This window comes from Archaeoglobus neptunius (assembly GCF_016757965.1).
Lineage (GTDB): Archaea > Halobacteriota > Archaeoglobi > Archaeoglobales > Archaeoglobaceae > Archaeoglobus > Archaeoglobus neptunius.
This window is the reverse complement of sequence record NZ_JAEKIW010000004.1, coordinates 81099-98806: the sequence shown is the minus strand read 5'-3', so window position 1 is coordinate 98806 and position 17708 is coordinate 81099. Positions and strand designations below refer to the sequence as shown.

Here is a 17708-nt window from a genome sequence, read left to right as displayed (position 1 = left end):
GTACAGAATCGTTTACCTGTCCCACGTTAGCCTTTGCCAACATCGAAACAGAAAGCTGTCCCTTCAGGAGGTACTAATGTTCGAAGGATTTATAAATCAAATACATTTGATATTGTGTCAATGAATCCGAAAATATTGGCAGGCATAATAATAGCCTTGGCTGTGCTCGGATGTGTTCAGCATGTAAGCGAACACTCGGCAAAAACTGTAAAATACGCCAAATACTTCGACATAGAGTATCACAAAGATTACAAGATTCTGCGGGTGAGATACGACGGGAAGTGGACAGATTATATTCTATACAAAAACAAAAAACCGGACGTTGCAGGTATTCCGATAAAGATCCCCGTAAAAAGAATTATCTTGATGTCGTCCACGCATGTGGCACAGCTTGAGGCGATAAATGCAACCGATTGCATCTCAGGTATTATGTGGGGTGGCAGGTATAAATGGTACTTTAAAGACATTGAAGAAAGGTTGAAAAAGGGAAAAATTGCCGACGTCGGTACGCCAAGCGCTCCTGATTACGAAAAAATTCTCGAACTAAAACCGGATCTTGTTGTTATTTACGTTACTGAGTACAACGAAAACGTGAGGAGAAAGCTTGAGGAACTTAAGATACCGTACATCATCGATAGCGAATGGAAAGAGACCGATCCGCTGGGCAGGGCTGAATGGGTAAAGTTCTTCGGAGCATTGACAGATAGGGATGAGATGGCTAATGAATACTTCAGCAAAATCGAGAAAAACATAATGGAAATTTACAGCAGTATAAACGATACAGAGAGGCCGAAACTCCTCTGGTTTTCGATATGGAAAGGAAATGTTTACGTTCCCAGAGGAGGCAGCTATGTGGCAAAAGCTGTTGAGTATGCCAAGGCTGATTACGTTTTCAGAGATTTGAACGGTAGCGGTAGTGCCAAGATAACACTTGAAGACCTGCTGCTTAAGGGTAACGATACGGATGTTGCTGTCTATTCCTCATACACTGTGAAAAGCATTGAAGACCTGCTCAGGATCGACAGCAGACTCTCCGAAATAAAAGCGATTAGGGATGGGAGAATTTACAGAATATCTGATGACTACTGGCAACTGGGGATACTTCATCCGGACGTAATTGTAAAAGACCTCGCAGCAATGTGCCATCCGGACAAGTTCCAGGGTTACAAACCGAGATTTTTCATAAGACTTACATGAGAAGGGCGGCAGTCGCACTTTTGCTCCTGATTTTCCTATCTCTCGTTTCCGTTTTTGCTGGTATAGCTGTTGGTTCAGCAAATATTGGGATTAAAGACGTTCTGAACACACTAACCGGTAAGGGTAAAGGCGATATAAAGGATTACATAATACTCAACGTAAGGCTGCCAAGAACGATCGGAGCCTACTTTGGGGGTGCTGCTTTAGCGTTAAGCGGGCTTCTTCTGCAAACATATTTTAGAAATCCACTGGCCGGACCGTACGTGCTCGGAATATCATCGGCTGCATCTCTCGGTGTCGCCCTTTACGTCCTCTCTCAAATTGGAATCGGCTATTACGGGCTTGTTGGATCGGCATTAATTGGTTCCATTGCAGCAATCATTATAATCCTGTCTATTGCAACCAAGGTAAGGAGTTCCGTATCCCTTCTCATAATCGGACTTATGCTAAGTTTTGTATTTGGGGCAGTGGAGAAGATATTGATAACCTTTGCTGAAAGCGAAGCCGTTCACCAGTTTGTGCTTTGGACTTTCGGAAGTTTTTCCGGTATAACCCTTGATGACCTGCCCGTTATAATCAGCACAACGCTATCCACATTCGTACTTTCAGTTCTCCTTGCAAAACCGCTGAACGCCTTGATTATGGGTGAAGAGTACGCCAAATCGATGGGCGTGAACGTCAGATTCGTAAGGTTTATGATAATTCTGGTGTCAAGCTTTATTACAGCTCTGGTAACGGCTTTTGCCGGGATAGTAGCATTCGTAGGTCTGGCAACCCCACACATAACCCGTTTGATTCTGAAGACCTCAGATCACAGAGTCCTGATCCCGGCGGTAGCACTCTGCGGCGCCACAATAACGGTTGTGTGCGACATAGTTTCCAGAACGATTGTCGCTCCCGTCGAGATACCTGTAAGTGTTGCGACATCTCTTTTTGGAGCCCCAATTGTAATCTCGCTGGTGATCAGGAGGAGAAGGATCGTCTAACACCATCAACTATCTCAAATACTCTCCCTTCGCTGAAATCACTAAGTCTGTAATAAAGCCCACCCGTCATCTCGCTTATCTCCTTTGAATAACCCAACGAGACGTAGTCATCAGCATCAAAAACTACGGTTAGGATCCTATCCCGCAGTATTGACTCGCATACCTTCTCTATCTCCCTCTCGATATCTCTGCTAAAGGCAACATTTGCTCTGCCATCCGTTATCAGCACCATTATAGGTACATACCCCTTTTTCATCTCCGCCCTGAGCACGTCCCTCGCTTTGATCAACCCGGCCGTAAGTGGGGTTTTCCCTCCTGTTTTCATTTCTGCAATTTTGCTTATGGCAAAGTGGGGCGACGAGGTGGGAGGCACGACGACTTCCGCTGTGGAATCTCTGAAAACCACCATCGAGACCCTGTCTTTATTAACGTAGGCATCTTGTAACAGTTTCAAAACCAGTCCTTTAGCCACACTCATCCTTTTCATCGACGCCATGGAACCGCTCGCATCAACAACAACCGCTATCGTCGAGGCCACTCTCCCCGAACACATCTTGTACCTGTAGTCTCTTTCATCCGGAACCCTTGCACCTCTACCCAACGCAGCCCTTACGGTTGCAGAAATAGCTATATCTTTCCCCTTCACCCGGAAATCGACGAACTTTCCATAGTCGGTCCGTGACTTAACCCTCCTCCCTTTGATACCATTTACGTTCACCTTAAAATCCATTTTCGGTAACCGAGCTTTATCAATCTCTTGGCTATCTGCAAACTTTTTTTGCCCCTCAACCTTCTCTCCATCTTCCTCCACCACATCCATTTCCGTGAAACTTTTCAGCATCTTTTCAACCCTGTCAAAATCCAACTCCGGTTCCTCGAAGGGTTTTGTTTTAATTCTGTGGGGCAGGGTCAGTTCAATAACCTCCATAACATCCATTACAGTCACAATCCTCCGCCCGTTAAAAGCTGCCAGTGCCCTTGCCGCCCTTACAGTCGTTATGTCCGCTCTATGCGTTTTTATTCCAAGTTCGCTGCAAAGTTTCGCGACGACATCGATTATATCCTCCGGTACTGCGACTTCATTGATAATGCCCCTCGCAATACTTATCCTCCTTTGCAGCTTTCTCTGATCGGCCTCAAATTTTTTATAAAAGGCTTCTGGATTTTCGGAGAATTCTTCTACACGCCTTAAAACTTCCGCCCTGAGTTTGGCATCAGTTATCGCATCCACGTCTACAACCATACCAAATCTGTCAAGGAGCTGGGGTCTGAGTTCCCCCTCTTCGGGATTCATCGTACCGACTAAGATGAACCTTGACGGATGTTTGAAAGAGATACCTTCCCTCTCGATAACGTTCCATCCGCTTGCCGCAACATCCAGCAGAGTATCAACGATGTGGTCGTCCAGCAGATTTACCTCATCTATGTAAAGGACGTTATTGTTCGCCTCTGCCAAGATCCCCGGTTGGAGAGCTTTTATCCCCTCCTTAAGAGCCTTTTCAAAGTCAAGAGTCCCAACAACTCTATCCTCAGTGGACGAAATCGGCAGTTCGACTATCTTCATTTTTTTCCTGACAAATTTCAGACCCCCGTTCACGAACTTCTTTCTACATTCACCACAGAGTGCATCTACCGAACAATTGAAGGTACAGTCGGATACTTCAATTTCCGGCAAAACGTCTGCTAAAGCTCTCACAGCAGTTGACTTTCCGGTTCCTTTGTCGCCCCTGAGCAGAACTCCGCCTATCTTTGGATTCACTGCATTCAAAATCAAAGCTTTCCTCATTTTCTCCTGCCCAACTATTGCCGTGAAAGGATATATCACTTCATCACCTCCCGTAGAACGTCGTCAAAGCATCTCACCCTACGGAACTTCTTCAAATTTCTTCTGAAGGTCAAAACCTTGCTTCCGACCTCAAACAATTCAAAATTCCTCTCATTAAATTCCCCAACCGGAAATGCCGTGTCCACAATTATTCTCCCTTCAGCGAGTTCAACGGCTTTTTTAAAAGTATTGTAGCTTATGGGTTCAAATGGCTTCTCAACCACAACCTCCTTAGCAACAGATCTTGCGATGACGCAATCGATATCGTTTTCATGCAAAACCCCGGCGGTAAATCCGATACCCTTTTTAACCAGAAACCTCATCAGCTTTGCACCCGTCCCCGCTCCGCACACTATATGTAACCTGGTGTTGTTGGCGTTCTTTATCTCGAAAGATCCTATGGCTGCATCGAAGTGAGCAGTGTTAAAACCATAAACACTGCTGAGATTTTCCGCTGTGAGAACCTCTTCCGGGATTCCTTCGTATACCACTCTACCGTTGCCCACAAGTACAACTCTATCGCATATTCTCAAAGCCATCTCTATGTCGTGGGTTGTTAGAATGATGGACACTTCCTTCTCAATTGCTATTCTTCTCAAAAGAAGCATAATCTCAATCTTGTGTCGAGCATCGAGAAAGCTCGTTGGTTCGTCCAGCAGCATAATTTCCGGCTCCTGAGCAAGAGCCCTCGCAATCAGTATCTTCTGTTTTTCCCCATCACTCATCTCAAAAAAGAACCTTTTTGCAAGATGCTCGGCATTCACGATTTTCAGACAATCCATAATGATTTCAGCATCTCTATCGCTCAGCCTTCCGAAGTGATCTAAGTACGGATACCTCCCCAATGCAACGACGTCAAACGCCGTTAGAAATCCCAGATCTCCCCTCTCGGTAAACATAACCGACATCTTTTTCGCAAGCTCGGATGAACTCATACCGGAAACTTCTTTTTCGTCAATCAATACCGCTCCCACTATTGGTTTCAGGATGTCTGCAAGCGTCTTTAGCAGTGTGGACTTTCCACATCCATTCGGACCGAGAATTCCGAGTACTTCTCCCTTCTCTATCTTCAAATTGAGATCTCTCAGTATTGGGGATGAGTATCCTACCGAGAGACCTCTGGTTTTCAGGGGAATACTACCACCTCCACCGGAGCGGGCAGGAAATTTAATGCGGACTTACGGAAAAAAGAGGTCTCCAAGACTGCTTTCGCAGGCAGAACTTTCGTATTGCAAATTACGAATTCCATCAAATTCATTTTACAGCTAGTAAATCTTTTTGGATTTATAAAGTTTGCTGACCGCTACCACTAAAACAAATACTCTGAATTTTGCAATCACATAAGGGAAATCACATTTGTAGAAATACATATTTATGAAAAAAATTTATTTTTTATTTGATCAACCATACTCTATGTGGCTTGGATTTGTAGTTGTTGCTCTCTGTATGGCAGATGTGCTCACCACAGAGTACGTAATAGGTAGCGGAATCGGATACGAGAGTAACGAGATCCTGGCTCCAGTAATTGGTTATCCCATCTACGCTGTAAAGCTTGTGTTCGCCATCCTCACAGTTCTTGCGATTGAGAAAGTTGCGGACGTACGACTGAAGTTTGCGAGCTACTCCACCCTGCTATCCTTCTACATTCTGGTTGTCATCAACAACACTCTCGTCATACTCTGGAACACAGACCTCAATCTTGATCTGGGTAGACTCTTTGCCATTTTTGCCGCTATATTCGTGGTCAACATGTTCGTTCTATTTCCCCGTTCCTCAAATTCTGCAAACGCATAGATGGTCACAATTTACCCCTTGAACCCTCCAATTATTAAAGGCTACTACGGTAATCCAGTTCCGAAGATGCAAAATAAAGTTTATTTTACTTGTCTTCAAACCAGACATATGAAAGACAAAACATTTCTCATAGGCAGCATATTCTATTCGAGGCACTCGGTGGTTGAGGACCCTGAAAAAGGAGTTTTTGACGCTGCCCGGGCAGAATATCTTATAAACAGACAGGAGGAACTTTCCGATGCCTATCAGATACCTTCAACCCTCGATGTTGTGGCGGAAAGCGGAGAGGCAATGGTGAAATATCTGGATTTCATTCTGGATCACTACGATAAACCCTTCATCCTGGACGGATACGTGGATGCGCGGATTGCCGGGTTGAGATATGCTTCAGAACATGGAGTCGTGGACAGGATAATTTACAACTCCATCAGCACGATGAATACTAAAGATGAGCTGAAACTCGTAAAGGAGGTGGGAGTTAGCAAAGCAATTATTTTCTGCTACGATCCATCCTACACAACTCCCCCAAGACGGTTCACGCTGCTTTCTGGTGATGCAAAGAGAGAAGGGCTGATAACCAGAGCTAAAAAGCTGGGAATACGTGAACTCTTAATTGATGTCGTCCCTACAGACATAAAGAGTCTCGGAGAGGTTATAGAGACGCTCCTGGTGGTCAAGTCAGCGTATGATTATCCGGCAGGATGTGGACCTGCAAACGTGTCGTACTACATGGCGGAATACCTGAAAAAAGAACTTGACACCAAGGTTCTCGTCAGCAGCGTTGATTCCGTCGCCCAGTTGTTCAGCGACTTCCTATTCTACGGGCCGATTGAACGCTGTGATGTTGCCTTTGAGAGTGCTTCCATAATCGAAGAAGTTAAGACCGGTTTAAGCGTACCACTTCACAGGGTGATATCGAGATGATACGTGAGGTACTCAACGAGGCCTTAGAGATGCAGAAAACAATCGTGAGAACAATAGAGAGGTACAGATTTGAAGACTTCAAAATACCTCACTGCGAGAACTTCGTGAATTTGGTTAAAGAGTTAAAGGTAAAGGAATGGCAGAGTGGAGAGGCGCTGGACCTTTACAGGATGAGCGTTCTGAACCACTACGGAATACTCAGAAAACTGACAGAAAGTATAAAACCCTTCGAGTCAGCATTTATGGAGTGGATGCAAACACCGGTGGTCGTTGAAATTCTCTACGATCTTGATAGCTCCTTCAGAGAAGCTGCCGAGACTTTTGCGAAAACAATTAACGAGAGTGACGATCTTATAGCTCTGGAAGCGATGAGGATTGCCAATGGTTTTTACGGCGTGACCTCTGCAAAAGATTTTGCAGCCATTCCAGGCTCAACCTTTTCTGTTCTGGCCAAAATCGCAGAGAAAATGGATACAGATGATTACATTCTGGCCATACTTGCCTCAAAATCGTGGGGACTGAACACCTCCTACATATTCGGTGACACTTTTCTGAGGGTGTTCAGGGATACAGGCAATTTTTTGAAGGCCATAAACGCAGAAAAAGCTCAGATGCAAAGAATGCTGCTTGAACCCGTAAAACTGCAGGTAGACATAATGAGGACACACGGATTCTCATCCTTTGACCCTGCGGAGTATATGAGACTGTACAGGGAAAAAATGTTTGATATCGTCAAAATGTCGATTGAAGACGTGCATATTGCCAATGTGGTGATGCTGCCAACACACGTTGGCGATGTCGGCCACCATATCGGATGGCAGTATTACAGCATCTGCAGGGACGAAATCAATATGGAGCTGCTCCGCGTTCATCTGGCATTCCTTATGAGAAATCTGAATGCTGATGGAATGAGGAGCATCTTTGACATATCCTACTACGCAACTGGCCTGTCCTCTCTCCTGATCTACAGAATGCTATGGGATGAGGGCATCACTGCGGAGATGCTTGCAAGGTTCTTTACAGAGAGATTTTACAACCACATCATGCTGAGACAGTTTGATAGAAGTGTTGTCAACGAGCTGCATGTAAACGACCTGCTTGATTTTGCCTTTCGCGGACAGCGTCTGGCTGATAGAGGATGGAAAATAGGTGGTATCGAACCGGATTTCCGCGACTACGAGACATCTATGCTGCAGCATGGCGAGTTATACGCATACCCCTTCTGTGCAATAACAACGAAGTTCGCCACATTGATGAAGTTCGCAGATATGCCTTGTCTGCTCGCTCCAGAACCGGTAAGCATTGCAGTGCTGGTGAATGCAGTTGCTCTTAACCCCGAAAAGCCCTTTGCTCCAGTTAGTCTGTGCAAGAACTGTGCTACTGCACACGTCCAGCCGGCAAAATGCCTGCACTGTATAGCCACCAAAATTTCCTGACTCGTTCAAGCTCAGATCCAGTCTTTCAGTTACAGTGGCACATCAGGACAGAGTCTGAGAATCACCTATTTGCAGCCCACCCAGATTTTGAGATACACAAGGGAAATTTTTAAATACAATGTTAAGTATATCTAACATAATGTTAGAATTAGCTAACAGGTGGGAACATGAACCGGAAACTGTTTGTCGTGTATTCAGGTCTGATAGTGGCTGCGATGGGCATGGCAGTGGGTTATGGAGTGTCAGCCGGAAACGCTCTGCTACCATTAGCGGCATTTGCTGTGGGAAGTATTCTGATAGCTCTGGGGAGAAGGAGAGTTACCGATATTATAGAAGATGAGAGAGATCACAGGATAAGCGAGAAGGCATCCAAATCAGCATGGACGGTTTTTACTATTGGTGCTGCATTGCTCGGCACAACCTTGATAGCTCTGAACGAACAAGCTCAGACAGGATATACTCTGGCTTACTCAGCCTGCGTTCTGCTCGTGCTTTACTTCATCTTCTACGGCTACTACAGCAGGAAGGCTGTGGGTTAGGTGATGCAAGAACATGAAAACCAGAATAAAGGAGTTCAGGGCAAGATACAACATGACTCAGGAGGAACTTGCAAGGAAGGTGGGTGTGAGGAGGGAGACGATAGTTTTCCTCGAGAAGGGCAAGTACAACCCATCCCTCAAGCTGGCGTACAGGGTGGCAAAGGCCCTGAACACGACGATAGAGGAGCTTTTTATATTTGAAGATGATGATTAAAATTCAGAGTTTAGAGTGTCTGCAAACTCACCACTCAGCCGACCTTCTTTTCCCTGAATCCAGGTCTTAATCGTATTGCAACCAAAAGTACGTTAGCATAGACGAATTTCGCTACAGATCTCCTCGAAAATCTGTGAATTTTGTCAATAAAGAGCTAACATTTCCCTAACTTCCGATCTCTCAGCTTAAGTTTATCTTCTCTATTCAAATAGCCAATAAGAATTTTTACGAGCTTTTTGAATAATACTACTCTTTCATTCTATTCGCAATAAAATACGTTAGAGGAGTTGAGATCAAGCTCAACAGCTTGCTCAAACTCATGTTCTCCTTCAACCAAAAACCTTTCAAGCACTTCCTTGTATACCTGGCAATTTGCAGGAAAGATTAAGAATGACACAAAGATAGTAAGGGCAGCATCTGACAGAAGAGATTACTCTCATCGAAAATTGAAGTTTTATATCTCCAAAAATCACCGGAACAATTCCCTGAACTTCATCGCAAATATCATTCCCTTTATCTTCAGCTTTCCTTTGATAATGAGTTTTACGGTACCGAGAAGGCCTATTTTTCCAAATGTCAGTCCGTTCAGTGTTTGCAGATCAGCGGAAATCAGATATTTTCCTTTCGAACCGCTCTCCACTATAACTCTATCCCCTTTGAATGTTATGGTAGTGCTCATTTTCAGATCTCTGCACTCTACAGACACACTGCCGTTAATTCTCCTCGCAATTTCTTCCTTCTTCTTGTCTCTCAATTTTTCTTCGAGTATTTTCCCAAGAATTGTCGCAAATTTCAACTCCTCTCTGCTGTATTCAACCTGCATGTCACCATGAATTTTTAAAAATTTAAAAAAATATCTCTTTTTCTCTGGAACGCTTGGCTGAAATTCCTACAGGATTGCTCCTTCCCGTGGAAATGAAAATAACGAAGAAGAATCACAAAGGAAGCTTCTGAAAGCTATGGATGGAATTGTTGCCGAGATCAGGCAGGAGAAAATTTTGATTTCGAAAACTACCCAATAAAGTCCTCTATCGCCCTCCTCAATTTCTCCGCCACAACCTTTCCGTCAACTCTCCCTCTGAATTCTTTCATAACGAGGCCCATCAGCGGTTTGAACGCTCCCTCTCCTCTCTCCGCTATTAAATCAGCCTTCTCCTCAACCAGCTTCCTGATGAACCCGTCAAGATCCTCAGCTACACCAATCCTGCTGAGCACCTCTTTCCTGCCTGCATCCGGTCTCTCAGCCAGAATCTTCAAAGCCTCCTCAGCCCCCTCCTTGGCCATTTCATTGTTCAAAATCATATCGAGGACGAGTCTGAAATGTCTCTCTTCAAGAACGTCAACGTTAACTCCCTCCTTTCTCAAGTATGCTGGAAGGATGTGCAGAACTCTCGCCACAACTGTCGGCTGCATTTTTGCAGCATACTCCTCAAAAAGTCTGTAGTAGGGTGAGTCTGCCATTTCCCACGCCAGATCCTTGGGTAACAGCTTCTCGTATCTCCTTGCCCTCTCCTCAATCAGCTCTGGAATCTCAACTTCAAGCATTTCCTGAGTGATCAAAACGGGCGGTACATCCGTTTCGGGATACATCCTCGCGGCTCCGGGTAGTGGGCGGAGATAAGATGTTGTCCCATCCTCATTCGCCTTTCTCGTCTCCTCCGGAACTCCTACGAGGCAGTACTTGGCCCTCTCGATTATTCTCTTCAAAGCCCTCTCTACTCTTGCAGCATCTCCCGCAGCCATGATAACGGCATCCCCTTCTTCAGCAGCGACAAATGCCTTCAAATTCTTCACTTCATCCTCGCTTATGCCATAAGCCGGAAGCTCGTCGGTATGAAATATTCCGCCCAGACCAAAAGTTTTGGCTATGTCTGCAAATTCTGTCCCGAGCCTTCTTCCCGGCTGAATTTCTTTGCCAACCAGTCCTGCAAAACCCTTCAGCAGAATGGCTTTGACGGTCTTATTCCTGATTATCTTCGACTTCGTGTTTCTGAAAACGTCCGTAACATCAAAAATTCTGCCGTCAACCTCTGCTTTCCTCCTTTTCAACTCTTCCCTGATTTCAAGCAGGTTGAGCTGTCTGACAACCTCATACTCCACAATCTTGTCCAGAATGTCCAGATCCTGCACGCCCTTTATCTCAACCCTCGCCCCGTCCCTTATGCTGATGTTCACATCCTGCCTAATCGTGCCCAGCCCCCTCTTAACCTTCCCGGTTGATCTCAGAATCATACCGAGCTTTGCAGCTACCTTCTTTGCCATCTCCGGTGTGTTGATGTCTGGCTCAGTGCCTATCTCCACAAGCGGAATGCCGAGTCTGTCAAGAGAGTAAACGGCATATCCCTCTCCCTCGTCAACCTTCCTGCATGCCTCCTCCTCAAGACAGAGGGTTGCAATTCCAATCCTTTTGCCATCAACCTCAATAAACCCATCGAAGGCAACTAAAGCAGTCCTCTGAAACCCTGTGGTATTGCTACCGTCAATTACGATCTTCCTCATCACATGCACTTCATCTGCAAACTCCATGTTCAGCATCTTCGCAACCTGAATGGCGATTTCCAGCGCTTCCCTGTTCAGTTCTCTTGGCGGCTCCTCATCAGCTTCGACGAGGCAGGTTGTATCGTAATACTTGTAAACGAACCTCCTGCTCCTTTCAACCTCCTCCCTCGCCGCCCTGTCCTCCTCACCGATCTCGCTTTTCTTGAGCCTCAAATACCTGATAAACTCAAAATTCGATTCTTCAACCTCCCTGTGTGGTGTGGGGCAGTAGCAGAAAAGCTTGTGTCTGGTATCGAGTTGCTGGTGAATCTCAATTCCCACCATCAGCCCTACTTTTTCGTAATCCATCATCTCACCTTCAGCGTTATCTTTCTCAAATAGTTCTCGCTCCTTACATCCACGATATAGGCTTCAGGAGCAATTGTCGGTAAATGATAACCGGTAAATATCCTCATCACCTCTCCAGCCTGAATGCTGCATGTCAAAGAGTAACCTATTGGATCTCTCTTAACCTTCGGATACTCGATTTCACAGAATTTCACACCATCAGGCAGAAAAGTTGTTATGATGTCCGGGATGAAAGGAGCACCTATTCTCTCAGCAATCTCAGCCATCAAATCCACGTGTTTGTGAGCCACAACGACATCAATTCCCCTCAGAAGTTTTCTCAATTCAGACTCGCTATCCGGAAAAAGATATGAGATTACGCATGAATCGCTGGACATGGGATGGACGATATCATAGTTGTTCGCTTCCAGAGGATCTATGGTGCAGTCCAGTCTCGAATCAACAGGAGAGACGTAGTCCGAGATGTACCGTATACATCCAACTCCACTCCTCCAGAGAATTTCCATGAGCATTCTGCTGCCAACCACTGCTACACTGAACTTTCTTAGATACTCTATTTTTTCCTCTTCCGCCATTCCGTGCCAGAATATGTGCTTCATCAAACCTCTTCGAACCTATCCTTCAATCTGTTGAGCACTTTTGGCAGGGTCGTGTACTCCATATCTTCACTCGGTAATCTGTGCGGCTCGAATGGACCATGACGGCGCATGTATTCAGCTACTTCCAGTGCTTTGTTCCGTGTGTAGTCAAACGCCGGATCGTCAAACATATCTACCGGCCCAACAAGCTTTCCATTTGCAAGCTGAAATCCCGCTGCGATGCATCTCGGTGGCCCATCAAACCTCGTGCATTTTGAGTACCTGAATGGCACGGGCATTATTGGGCCGTTATGACTGCCTCTCATCCAACCGCTCACGAGATGCGGGAAGGCGAATGCCTCGAGAACCTCTCCAACAGCAGGCAACCCGCTCTGAGCTCTCACAATCGCCACCGGATCATCCTTACCCACGTACTCTCCCGCAACCTCGTACAGCTTTTCTGTGCTTATAACGGCCACAGGTTCATCTGCGGGTAACTTACTCCCCTCTTTCGGATAAACCCTCTTTATCACAAACCTGCTCTTTCCGCCGATTAAAGCCAGAATGTCGTACATTTCTTCTGGAGTTCTCATGAACACCCTCTTGCTCTCCTTTATGTCCCATATTTCGAAAACAAAGCCAGCGTGCATTGATGGGTCGATCACAAGGCCTGCAGTATTGAACGGGTCGGCGAAAATTCTGAAAATCGGCATGTTGAACGCTCCGGGCTCGGTTTTATCCATCATGAATGCTATCAGAGGTTCTGCCCCTCTTTCCGTAAATTCCATCTCCGCAACTCCCGGTCCAAGACCTCTGACATTCCCGGAGAATGCATCTTTCAGCAGATCCTGCCCTGCTCCGTAGAGCTTGAGGTCCTTTGCGATCTTTGCAGCTTTCTCAAATGTTTCCCATGCGAGTCTGTGAATTTCCTCGCTGTCCACTCCCCTGCTGTGGGTCATCAGAAGTTCGAGATCATCACCCGCATTAAATACTCTGAAATCAATAATTAAGCCGGAATCAACAGCGTTCTGAAGGTTCTCCATTGCAACGTTTTTCAGTTCATCGGGCACCGTTGTGTGCCCTGCCACACTCCCGACATCCGCCTTTATCAGGGATACCGTAACTTTTCTCATAACGAGATGATGATGCGTAAACAATTTAAACTTTAAGGTTTATGAAAGAAAGAGTTGGTTACCATGCTGGAGCGTGCACCTACTGGGATACCGGGTTTTGACGAACTGTGTGAGGGAGGGTTGCTGAGAGATAGAAGCTACCTTGTATCCGGTCCGTCTGGTTCCGGAAAAACCATATTCGCCATGCAGTTTCTGGTTAACGGTGTAGAGAATTATAATGAGCCGGGAATTTTTGTTGCCACAGAGGAGAGGCCACAGCATCTTAGAGAGCACTTTCTCACATTCGGCTGGGACCTGGAGAAGTACGAAGATGAGAACATGCTCGCAATAGTTGATGCTACCTCGACAAAGATAGGTCTCCCTTCCGATGAAAGGTACATTGATGTCAGACCCTTTGACACAAGATCCCTTCTCGATCAGATTATCACGATTCAGGATGAAATTGGAGCCAGGAGAGCTGTTGTGGACTCCACAACCTCCATTGGCTTCACCATTGGTGATCCGGCAAAGTTCAGAGTTGAGTTGTTGAAGATTTCGACAACCATGGAAATACTCGGATTAACCTCTGTTCTAACCTGCGAGGTTGTCGAGGGTGGGGGGGACAAAATAAGCCGTTTTGGTGTCGAGAACTTCGTGGTTGAAGGAACCATAGTCCTTTACTACACACGAATTGAGAACACAAGAGTGAGAAGCATAGAGATATTCAAGATGAGAGGTACAAATCACAGCAGCAAAATCCATCCCTTCGAAATCACGGATAAGGGAATAGTTGTTTACTCGAAAGAAGAAGTGTTTGCCTAGCGAACGAATCTCTGAACCACAAATTTTTTCAGGTTAAGCGGGTCGGAAAAGTGAAAAATGTTGGAGTTGCCGCTTAGTTTGGCGATATTTCTGCATAACTCGAGAAATCTCCCCTCTTTTCCGAACATTATGATCTGAAGCCTTGCATCAACATTCCTGAGTCTCTCCGCTTCTCTCAGAGCACATCTCCATGGCGTGAGGTATGGGTTGTAGCTCGATGTTGGCTCACCGTCGGAGATGAGAAACACCACGCCCGTTCCGGAACTCCTCCTGAGCAGGTCTCTTGCCTTTCTTAAAGCAAGACCTATGTCCGTTCTACCTCTCGGTTCAAGATTGAGAATCTCGCCATGCTTTATCTCCCTTACCCTGTGGTTGAACGCCAATATCCTGAGTTCGTCGCTGGTGGCACCCCTTTTTATTGCCCTCTCCAGGCACATGGCAGCTTCAATTGCACCAACAATTTTCCTGCCCCTCATTGAATCACTTACATCTATAAGCATAACATAAACGCATTTCTCCGAATGCTTGGGCTGTCTCGCAACCATGTCCCTCTCCTCAATCTCGATCTCACCCCTCATGGCGGATTTCAGAAGACTCTCAAAGATATCAATGCTATCAAACCCATGCATGTACGGGTCATACTCAATCAATTTCTCGCTCGAGAATATGGAAATTCCAAACTTTTCTGTTTCATGCTCCCCAAAATGCTTCCTGTCGAGGTTTTGAAGGCTTAACGAAAGCACCTTCTCTCCAATCACTTTCTCAGCCTTTGCAGTGTAGTTTATAACCTTCCTGTGAAACCTCGTTTCTATCCTTTCAATGTATCCCAGCTTTTGAAGTTCCTCAACAACCTCGTCGAAAAAGCTGTCAACAATCTGGCTCATGCTGAGCTGCTCAACAGCCAGTGTTTCCTGTTTCAGCAGCTCCTTAAACTCCTCCCACGCCTTCTGCTTTGCCTCCTTCAATCTGGCATTTTTCTCCATCCAGTAGTTGCTCATGTAGCCAAAAGTCTTGGAGAACTCTTTAAATGCAGATGAGAACATCTCGAAATCCCTTGCCAGTTCCTCATCGACATACTTCTTAATCAGTTCGCTTATGTCGAACTCACCTTCATCCCTGTAATAAGGATTGAAAAGAGAGTAAAGCAGATCATCCGCAATCTTCTCTATCCCGCTTTCAGATGCCTCACACAGCCTGCATTCGGGCTTATCTGTCATACGCCGTGTAGACATAAACACCATCCGATGTCCTCTCAACCAGACCGGTGCATCTTGCAATTGCTTCAAGTGTAATCTCGAGCGCTGAGTAAACTTCCCGCCTTCTTCTGCACATTGAAGAAACAAATGCCCATAAATTCTTGCATTCCTTGAGACCATTTTCTGAGTAAACGTCAATTTCACCCATATCCGAAAGCTCTTCCATCATACCTCCAAAAATGCTTCTGGGTATCGCCGAATAGACTTCTCCGGACACTGTGTCTATTGAGTCGTTTACTATTTCGTGTATAACCAGATCCTTGCTCAACTCCTCTTCGTAGTCCACCTCAAATCTGCTCTTAAACGCCAGTTTCACATTCGAATAGTCCTTTCCATAATCCGCTAACATAACAGCTTCTCTACCATTTCTCAACGCAGAGGCGGCGACATGATCAAAAACCTTTATCGTCGCCCTGCAGCTCGGTTCAACCTCAATTCTTCCCGCATATCTGCAATTTTTGCTTCGCATACACCTTACGGCTCCAGCAAGAATTTTGAGATGCCATTCGGGTATTACGTCAGCCTTAATCGCCATGTTCCTCAACCCTATCTCTATTTCCTCTTCCAGCGTATCAGGGGGTCCGATGTCTATCTGCTCCATTCTGTCCAGAAGTGGCTCCTTTATGTCCGAAACACCTCGATAGTTTGCGGGATTCGTTGAGGCAATGACTAAAGTGTCTATTTTCATCGGAATGATATCTCCCTCAGGTGTTGTTATCTGCCTTTCCTCGAGCAGTTCATGGAGAAGGGTCTGAAGTGAGGATGGAATGGATCCAAGCTCATCGAAGTAAGCTATTCCCCTGTGCGCCTTTAAAACCCTTCCGGGTGTAAAAACCTCAGGATGGTCCAGATCATAACCCTCCCTTATTTTTTGCAAACTTATTCCTCCTATAAGCTGTCTTGTGGTCATCATCGGATCGCCGGCAATTCGTATCCATTTTTTTGGTACAAAGGTGAGCTCAACCTCATCCTGCTCAAGTAATTTCTTCTTGCATGAAAAACAAACTGGCCGTGTTGGATCGTCGTGAATCCTGCAACCTTTTATCGCCAGAATTCGGTCTGGTAGCAATTTAGCGATGCTTTTGGAGAACGTTGTCTTCCCGTAACCTTTCTTCCCCTTGAAGAGAATATTCGACCCGCTCATCAGCGCAGTTTTCACCATGTCCTTCTCAAGCTCCTTCCCAACTATCTCCTGAAACGGGTCTATACCATCCCGTTCCATTTTAAGCAAATTTTCTCTCACATAGTCAGAAACACTCCTCGAATGGTAGTTTCTATATTCCCCATCCCAGATGTCCACCTCTTTTCCATTTATAATGAATCTTGGAGCATTTCTTTCCGTTATCCTCACTTCCTCGAAGATGTATTCAAACTCCATCGTTAAAGATAGGCATCATGTTTATTTGTCTGTTTTGGTCATCTCAAAGCGAAAACTTTATATACTTGTTTACTAACATAAAGTTAGTAACTAAAGTAAAATGGTGAGGTGGATGGTAAGCGAGGCGGAAAGTGTGCTTGAAATACTGGGAAACGAAAGCAGAAGAAGGATACTCGAACTGCTTTCAAAAAAGCCTTGCTACGTCAGTGAGATTTCATATTATCTCGGCATGGCGCCCAAGGTTGTAATTGAGCATCTGGAGAAGCTGGAGAAGTCCGGCATAGTTGCAAGTTTTGAAGAGGGAAGAAGAAGATACTACTATATCCCAAAGAGTATCCGCCTCGAAGTTGTAATATCTCCCCATAAATTCGAAGCCACGATAAGAGACGGTGAAGATTATGATATCCCATCTCTGATGAGGGAAATCAGAAACGAGTTCAACATGATTGAAAAGTTAAGAACTGAGTCCATATCTGAGATCTACAGGGCTCTAAGAGTCGCAGAGGATCTGCAAAACAGATTTTCACGGGTTCAGAGTGTTCTTGCCGCCAGATTCAATCAAATCGTAGAGAGAATGCTTAATGAGGTTGAAAGAGTTCTCAGCGACGACCTTGAAAGACTTGTGATGCTGGGACTCGCAAAAGGACTGAGAAGTGCTGCCGAAATTGCAGAGTGCTTCAGACTCCCTTACAGAGAAGTAGAAAGAGCCCTGATTTCCCTCAGCAAAAAGGGACTGGTAAAGCAGGAGGAAAGAAATGGTGAATTAATATGGATAATTAAATAAAATTTGGAGGTGATTC

Annotated in this window: 17 protein-coding genes; 9 read left to right on the top strand and 8 right to left on the bottom strand. The window is 45.4% G+C overall.

The window, feature by feature from the left end:
* The first annotated feature begins 120 nt into the window (after window positions 1–120).
* Both JFQ59_RS03950 and JFQ59_RS03945 read left to right on the top strand, forming a co-directional pair.
* Window positions 121–1197: an ABC transporter substrate-binding protein gene (locus tag JFQ59_RS03950; protein ID WP_202319109.1), complete on the top strand. Its 1077-nt coding sequence runs from the start codon at window positions 121–123 to the stop codon at window positions 1195–1197.
* Entirely contained in the window at window positions 1194–2183 is a 990-nt protein-coding gene (locus JFQ59_RS03945; RefSeq protein ID WP_202319108.1) for a FecCD family ABC transporter permease, read from the top strand. Before JFQ59_RS03950 ends, JFQ59_RS03945 begins: the two co-directional genes overlap by 4 nt.
* Here JFQ59_RS03945 and JFQ59_RS12665 read toward each other — a convergent pair.
* Both JFQ59_RS12665 and JFQ59_RS03935 read right to left on the bottom strand, forming a co-directional pair.
* Complete coding sequence (locus JFQ59_RS12665) at window positions 2161–4008, bottom strand: magnesium chelatase subunit D family protein (RefSeq protein ID WP_202319107.1); 1848 nt, start codon at window positions 4006–4008, stop codon at window positions 2161–2163. The genes JFQ59_RS03945 and JFQ59_RS12665 overlap by 23 nt on opposite strands.
* Window positions 4005–5096: an ABC transporter ATP-binding protein gene (locus tag JFQ59_RS03935; protein WP_269140553.1), complete on the bottom strand. Its 1092-nt coding sequence runs from the start codon at window positions 5094–5096 to the stop codon at window positions 4005–4007. The genes JFQ59_RS12665 and JFQ59_RS03935 overlap by 4 nt, the downstream gene beginning before the upstream one ends.
* A 325-nt stretch (window positions 5097–5421) precedes the next feature.
* Between JFQ59_RS03935 and JFQ59_RS03930 the strand changes: the two genes are divergently transcribed.
* The 5 genes from JFQ59_RS03930 (at window position 5422) to JFQ59_RS03910 (ending at window position 8915) form a co-directional block, all read left to right on the top strand.
* A complete protein-coding gene (locus tag JFQ59_RS03930; RefSeq protein WP_202319105.1) occupies window positions 5422–5802 on the top strand; it encodes a DUF5658 family protein in 381 nt (126 codons plus the stop codon).
* A gap of 108 nt (window positions 5803–5910) precedes the next feature.
* Entirely contained in the window at window positions 5911–6726 is an 816-nt protein-coding gene (locus tag JFQ59_RS03925) for a tetrahydromethanopterin S-methyltransferase subunit H family protein (RefSeq protein ID WP_202319104.1), read from the top strand.
* Complete coding sequence (locus tag JFQ59_RS03920; protein WP_202319103.1) at window positions 6723–8162, top strand: DUF2193 family protein; 1440 nt, start codon at window positions 6723–6725, stop codon at window positions 8160–8162. Before JFQ59_RS03925 ends, JFQ59_RS03920 begins: the two co-directional genes overlap by 4 nt.
* Window positions 8163–8329: 167 nt before the next feature.
* Window positions 8330–8701, top strand: a complete 372-nt coding sequence (locus JFQ59_RS03915; protein WP_202319102.1) for a DUF2178 domain-containing protein — start codon at window positions 8330–8332, stop codon at window positions 8699–8701.
* 13 nt (window positions 8702–8714) lie between these two features.
* Window positions 8715–8915 carry a helix-turn-helix transcriptional regulator gene (locus JFQ59_RS03910; protein ID WP_202319101.1) on the top strand — a complete coding sequence of 67 codons (201 nt, stop codon included), beginning with the start codon at window positions 8715–8717 and terminating at the stop codon, window positions 8913–8915.
* A gap of 469 nt (window positions 8916–9384) precedes the next feature.
* Here JFQ59_RS03910 and JFQ59_RS03905 read toward each other — a convergent pair whose 3' ends face one another.
* From JFQ59_RS03905 to fbp, 4 genes are all read right to left on the bottom strand, one after another.
* Entirely contained in the window at window positions 9385–9738 is a 354-nt protein-coding gene (locus JFQ59_RS03905; RefSeq protein WP_202319100.1) for an SCP2 sterol-binding domain-containing protein, read from the bottom strand.
* Window positions 9739–9926: 188 nt separating this feature from the next.
* Complete coding sequence (gene gatE / locus JFQ59_RS03900) at window positions 9927–11765, bottom strand: Glu-tRNA(Gln) amidotransferase subunit GatE (protein WP_202319099.1); 1839 nt, start codon at window positions 11763–11765, stop codon at window positions 9927–9929.
* Complete coding sequence (locus JFQ59_RS03895; protein WP_202319098.1) at window positions 11762–12361, bottom strand: hypothetical protein; 600 nt, start codon at window positions 12359–12361, stop codon at window positions 11762–11764. The genes gatE and JFQ59_RS03895 overlap by 4 nt, the downstream gene beginning before the upstream one ends.
* Window positions 12361–13473 carry a fructose-1,6-bisphosphate aldolase/phosphatase gene (gene fbp, locus JFQ59_RS03890; RefSeq protein ID WP_202319097.1) on the bottom strand — a complete coding sequence of 371 codons (1113 nt, stop codon included), beginning with the start codon at window positions 13471–13473 and terminating at the stop codon, window positions 12361–12363. Before fbp ends, JFQ59_RS03895 begins: the two co-directional genes overlap by 1 nt.
* Window positions 13474–13536: 63 nt before the next feature.
* Here fbp and JFQ59_RS03885 point away from each other — a divergent pair, with 63 nt between their 5' ends.
* Window positions 13537–14274 (top strand): ATPase domain-containing protein, encoded by a 738-nt coding sequence (locus tag JFQ59_RS03885; RefSeq protein WP_202319096.1) that lies wholly within the window; start codon window positions 13537–13539, stop codon window positions 14272–14274.
* Here JFQ59_RS03885 and JFQ59_RS03880 read toward each other — a convergent pair.
* Entirely contained in the window at window positions 14271–15506 is a 1236-nt protein-coding gene (locus JFQ59_RS03880; RefSeq protein ID WP_202319095.1) for a VWA domain-containing protein, read from the bottom strand. The genes JFQ59_RS03885 and JFQ59_RS03880 overlap by 4 nt on opposite strands.
* Window positions 15481–16908: an ATP-binding protein gene (locus JFQ59_RS03875; protein WP_202319094.1), complete on the bottom strand. Its 1428-nt coding sequence runs from the start codon at window positions 16906–16908 to the stop codon at window positions 15481–15483. Before JFQ59_RS03875 ends, JFQ59_RS03880 begins: the two co-directional genes overlap by 26 nt.
* A gap of 112 nt (window positions 16909–17020) precedes the next feature.
* Between JFQ59_RS03875 and JFQ59_RS03870 the strand changes: the two genes are divergently transcribed.
* Window positions 17021–17692: an ArsR/SmtB family transcription factor gene (locus tag JFQ59_RS03870; RefSeq protein ID WP_202319093.1), complete on the top strand. Its 672-nt coding sequence runs from the start codon at window positions 17021–17023 to the stop codon at window positions 17690–17692.
* Window positions 17693–17708: the final 16 nt, after the last annotated feature.

Excerpts from the sequence above, each read along its gene's own strand:
- JFQ59_RS03950 (WP_202319109.1), top strand. The coding sequence starts at position 121 with ATGAATCCGAAAATATTGGCAGGCATAATAATAGCCTTGGCTGTGCTC.
- JFQ59_RS03945 (WP_202319108.1), top strand. The coding sequence starts at position 1,194 with ATGAGAAGGGCGGCAGTCGCACTTTTGCTCCTGATTTTCCTATCTCTC.
- JFQ59_RS03930 (WP_202319105.1), top strand. The coding sequence starts at position 5,422 with ATGTGGCTTGGATTTGTAGTTGTTGCTCTCTGTATGGCAGATGTGCTC.
- JFQ59_RS03925 (WP_202319104.1), top strand. The coding sequence starts at position 5,911 with ATGAAAGACAAAACATTTCTCATAGGCAGCATATTCTATTCGAGGCAC.
- JFQ59_RS03920 (WP_202319103.1), top strand. The coding sequence starts at position 6,723 with ATGATACGTGAGGTACTCAACGAGGCCTTAGAGATGCAGAAAACAATC.
- JFQ59_RS03915 (WP_202319102.1), top strand. The coding sequence starts at position 8,330 with ATGAACCGGAAACTGTTTGTCGTGTATTCAGGTCTGATAGTGGCTGCG.
- JFQ59_RS03910 (WP_202319101.1), top strand. The coding sequence starts at position 8,715 with ATGAAAACCAGAATAAAGGAGTTCAGGGCAAGATACAACATGACTCAG.
- JFQ59_RS03905 (WP_202319100.1), bottom strand. The coding sequence starts at position 9,738 with ATGCAGGTTGAATACAGCAGAGAGGAGTTGAAATTTGCGACAATTCTT.
- gatE (WP_202319099.1), bottom strand. The coding sequence starts at position 11,765 with ATGATGGATTACGAAAAAGTAGGGCTGATGGTGGGAATTGAGATTCAC.
- JFQ59_RS03895 (WP_202319098.1), bottom strand. The coding sequence starts at position 12,361 with ATGAAGCACATATTCTGGCACGGAATGGCGGAAGAGGAAAAAATAGAG.
- fbp (WP_202319097.1), bottom strand. The coding sequence starts at position 13,473 with ATGAGAAAAGTTACGGTATCCCTGATAAAGGCGGATGTCGGGAGTGTG.
- JFQ59_RS03885 (WP_202319096.1), top strand. The coding sequence starts at position 13,537 with ATGCTGGAGCGTGCACCTACTGGGATACCGGGTTTTGACGAACTGTGT.
- JFQ59_RS03880 (WP_202319095.1), bottom strand. The coding sequence starts at position 15,506 with ATGTCTACACGGCGTATGACAGATAAGCCCGAATGCAGGCTGTGTGAG.
- JFQ59_RS03875 (WP_202319094.1), bottom strand. The coding sequence starts at position 16,908 with ATGGAGTTTGAATACATCTTCGAGGAAGTGAGGATAACGGAAAGAAAT.
- JFQ59_RS03870 (WP_202319093.1), top strand. The coding sequence starts at position 17,021 with ATGGTAAGCGAGGCGGAAAGTGTGCTTGAAATACTGGGAAACGAAAGC.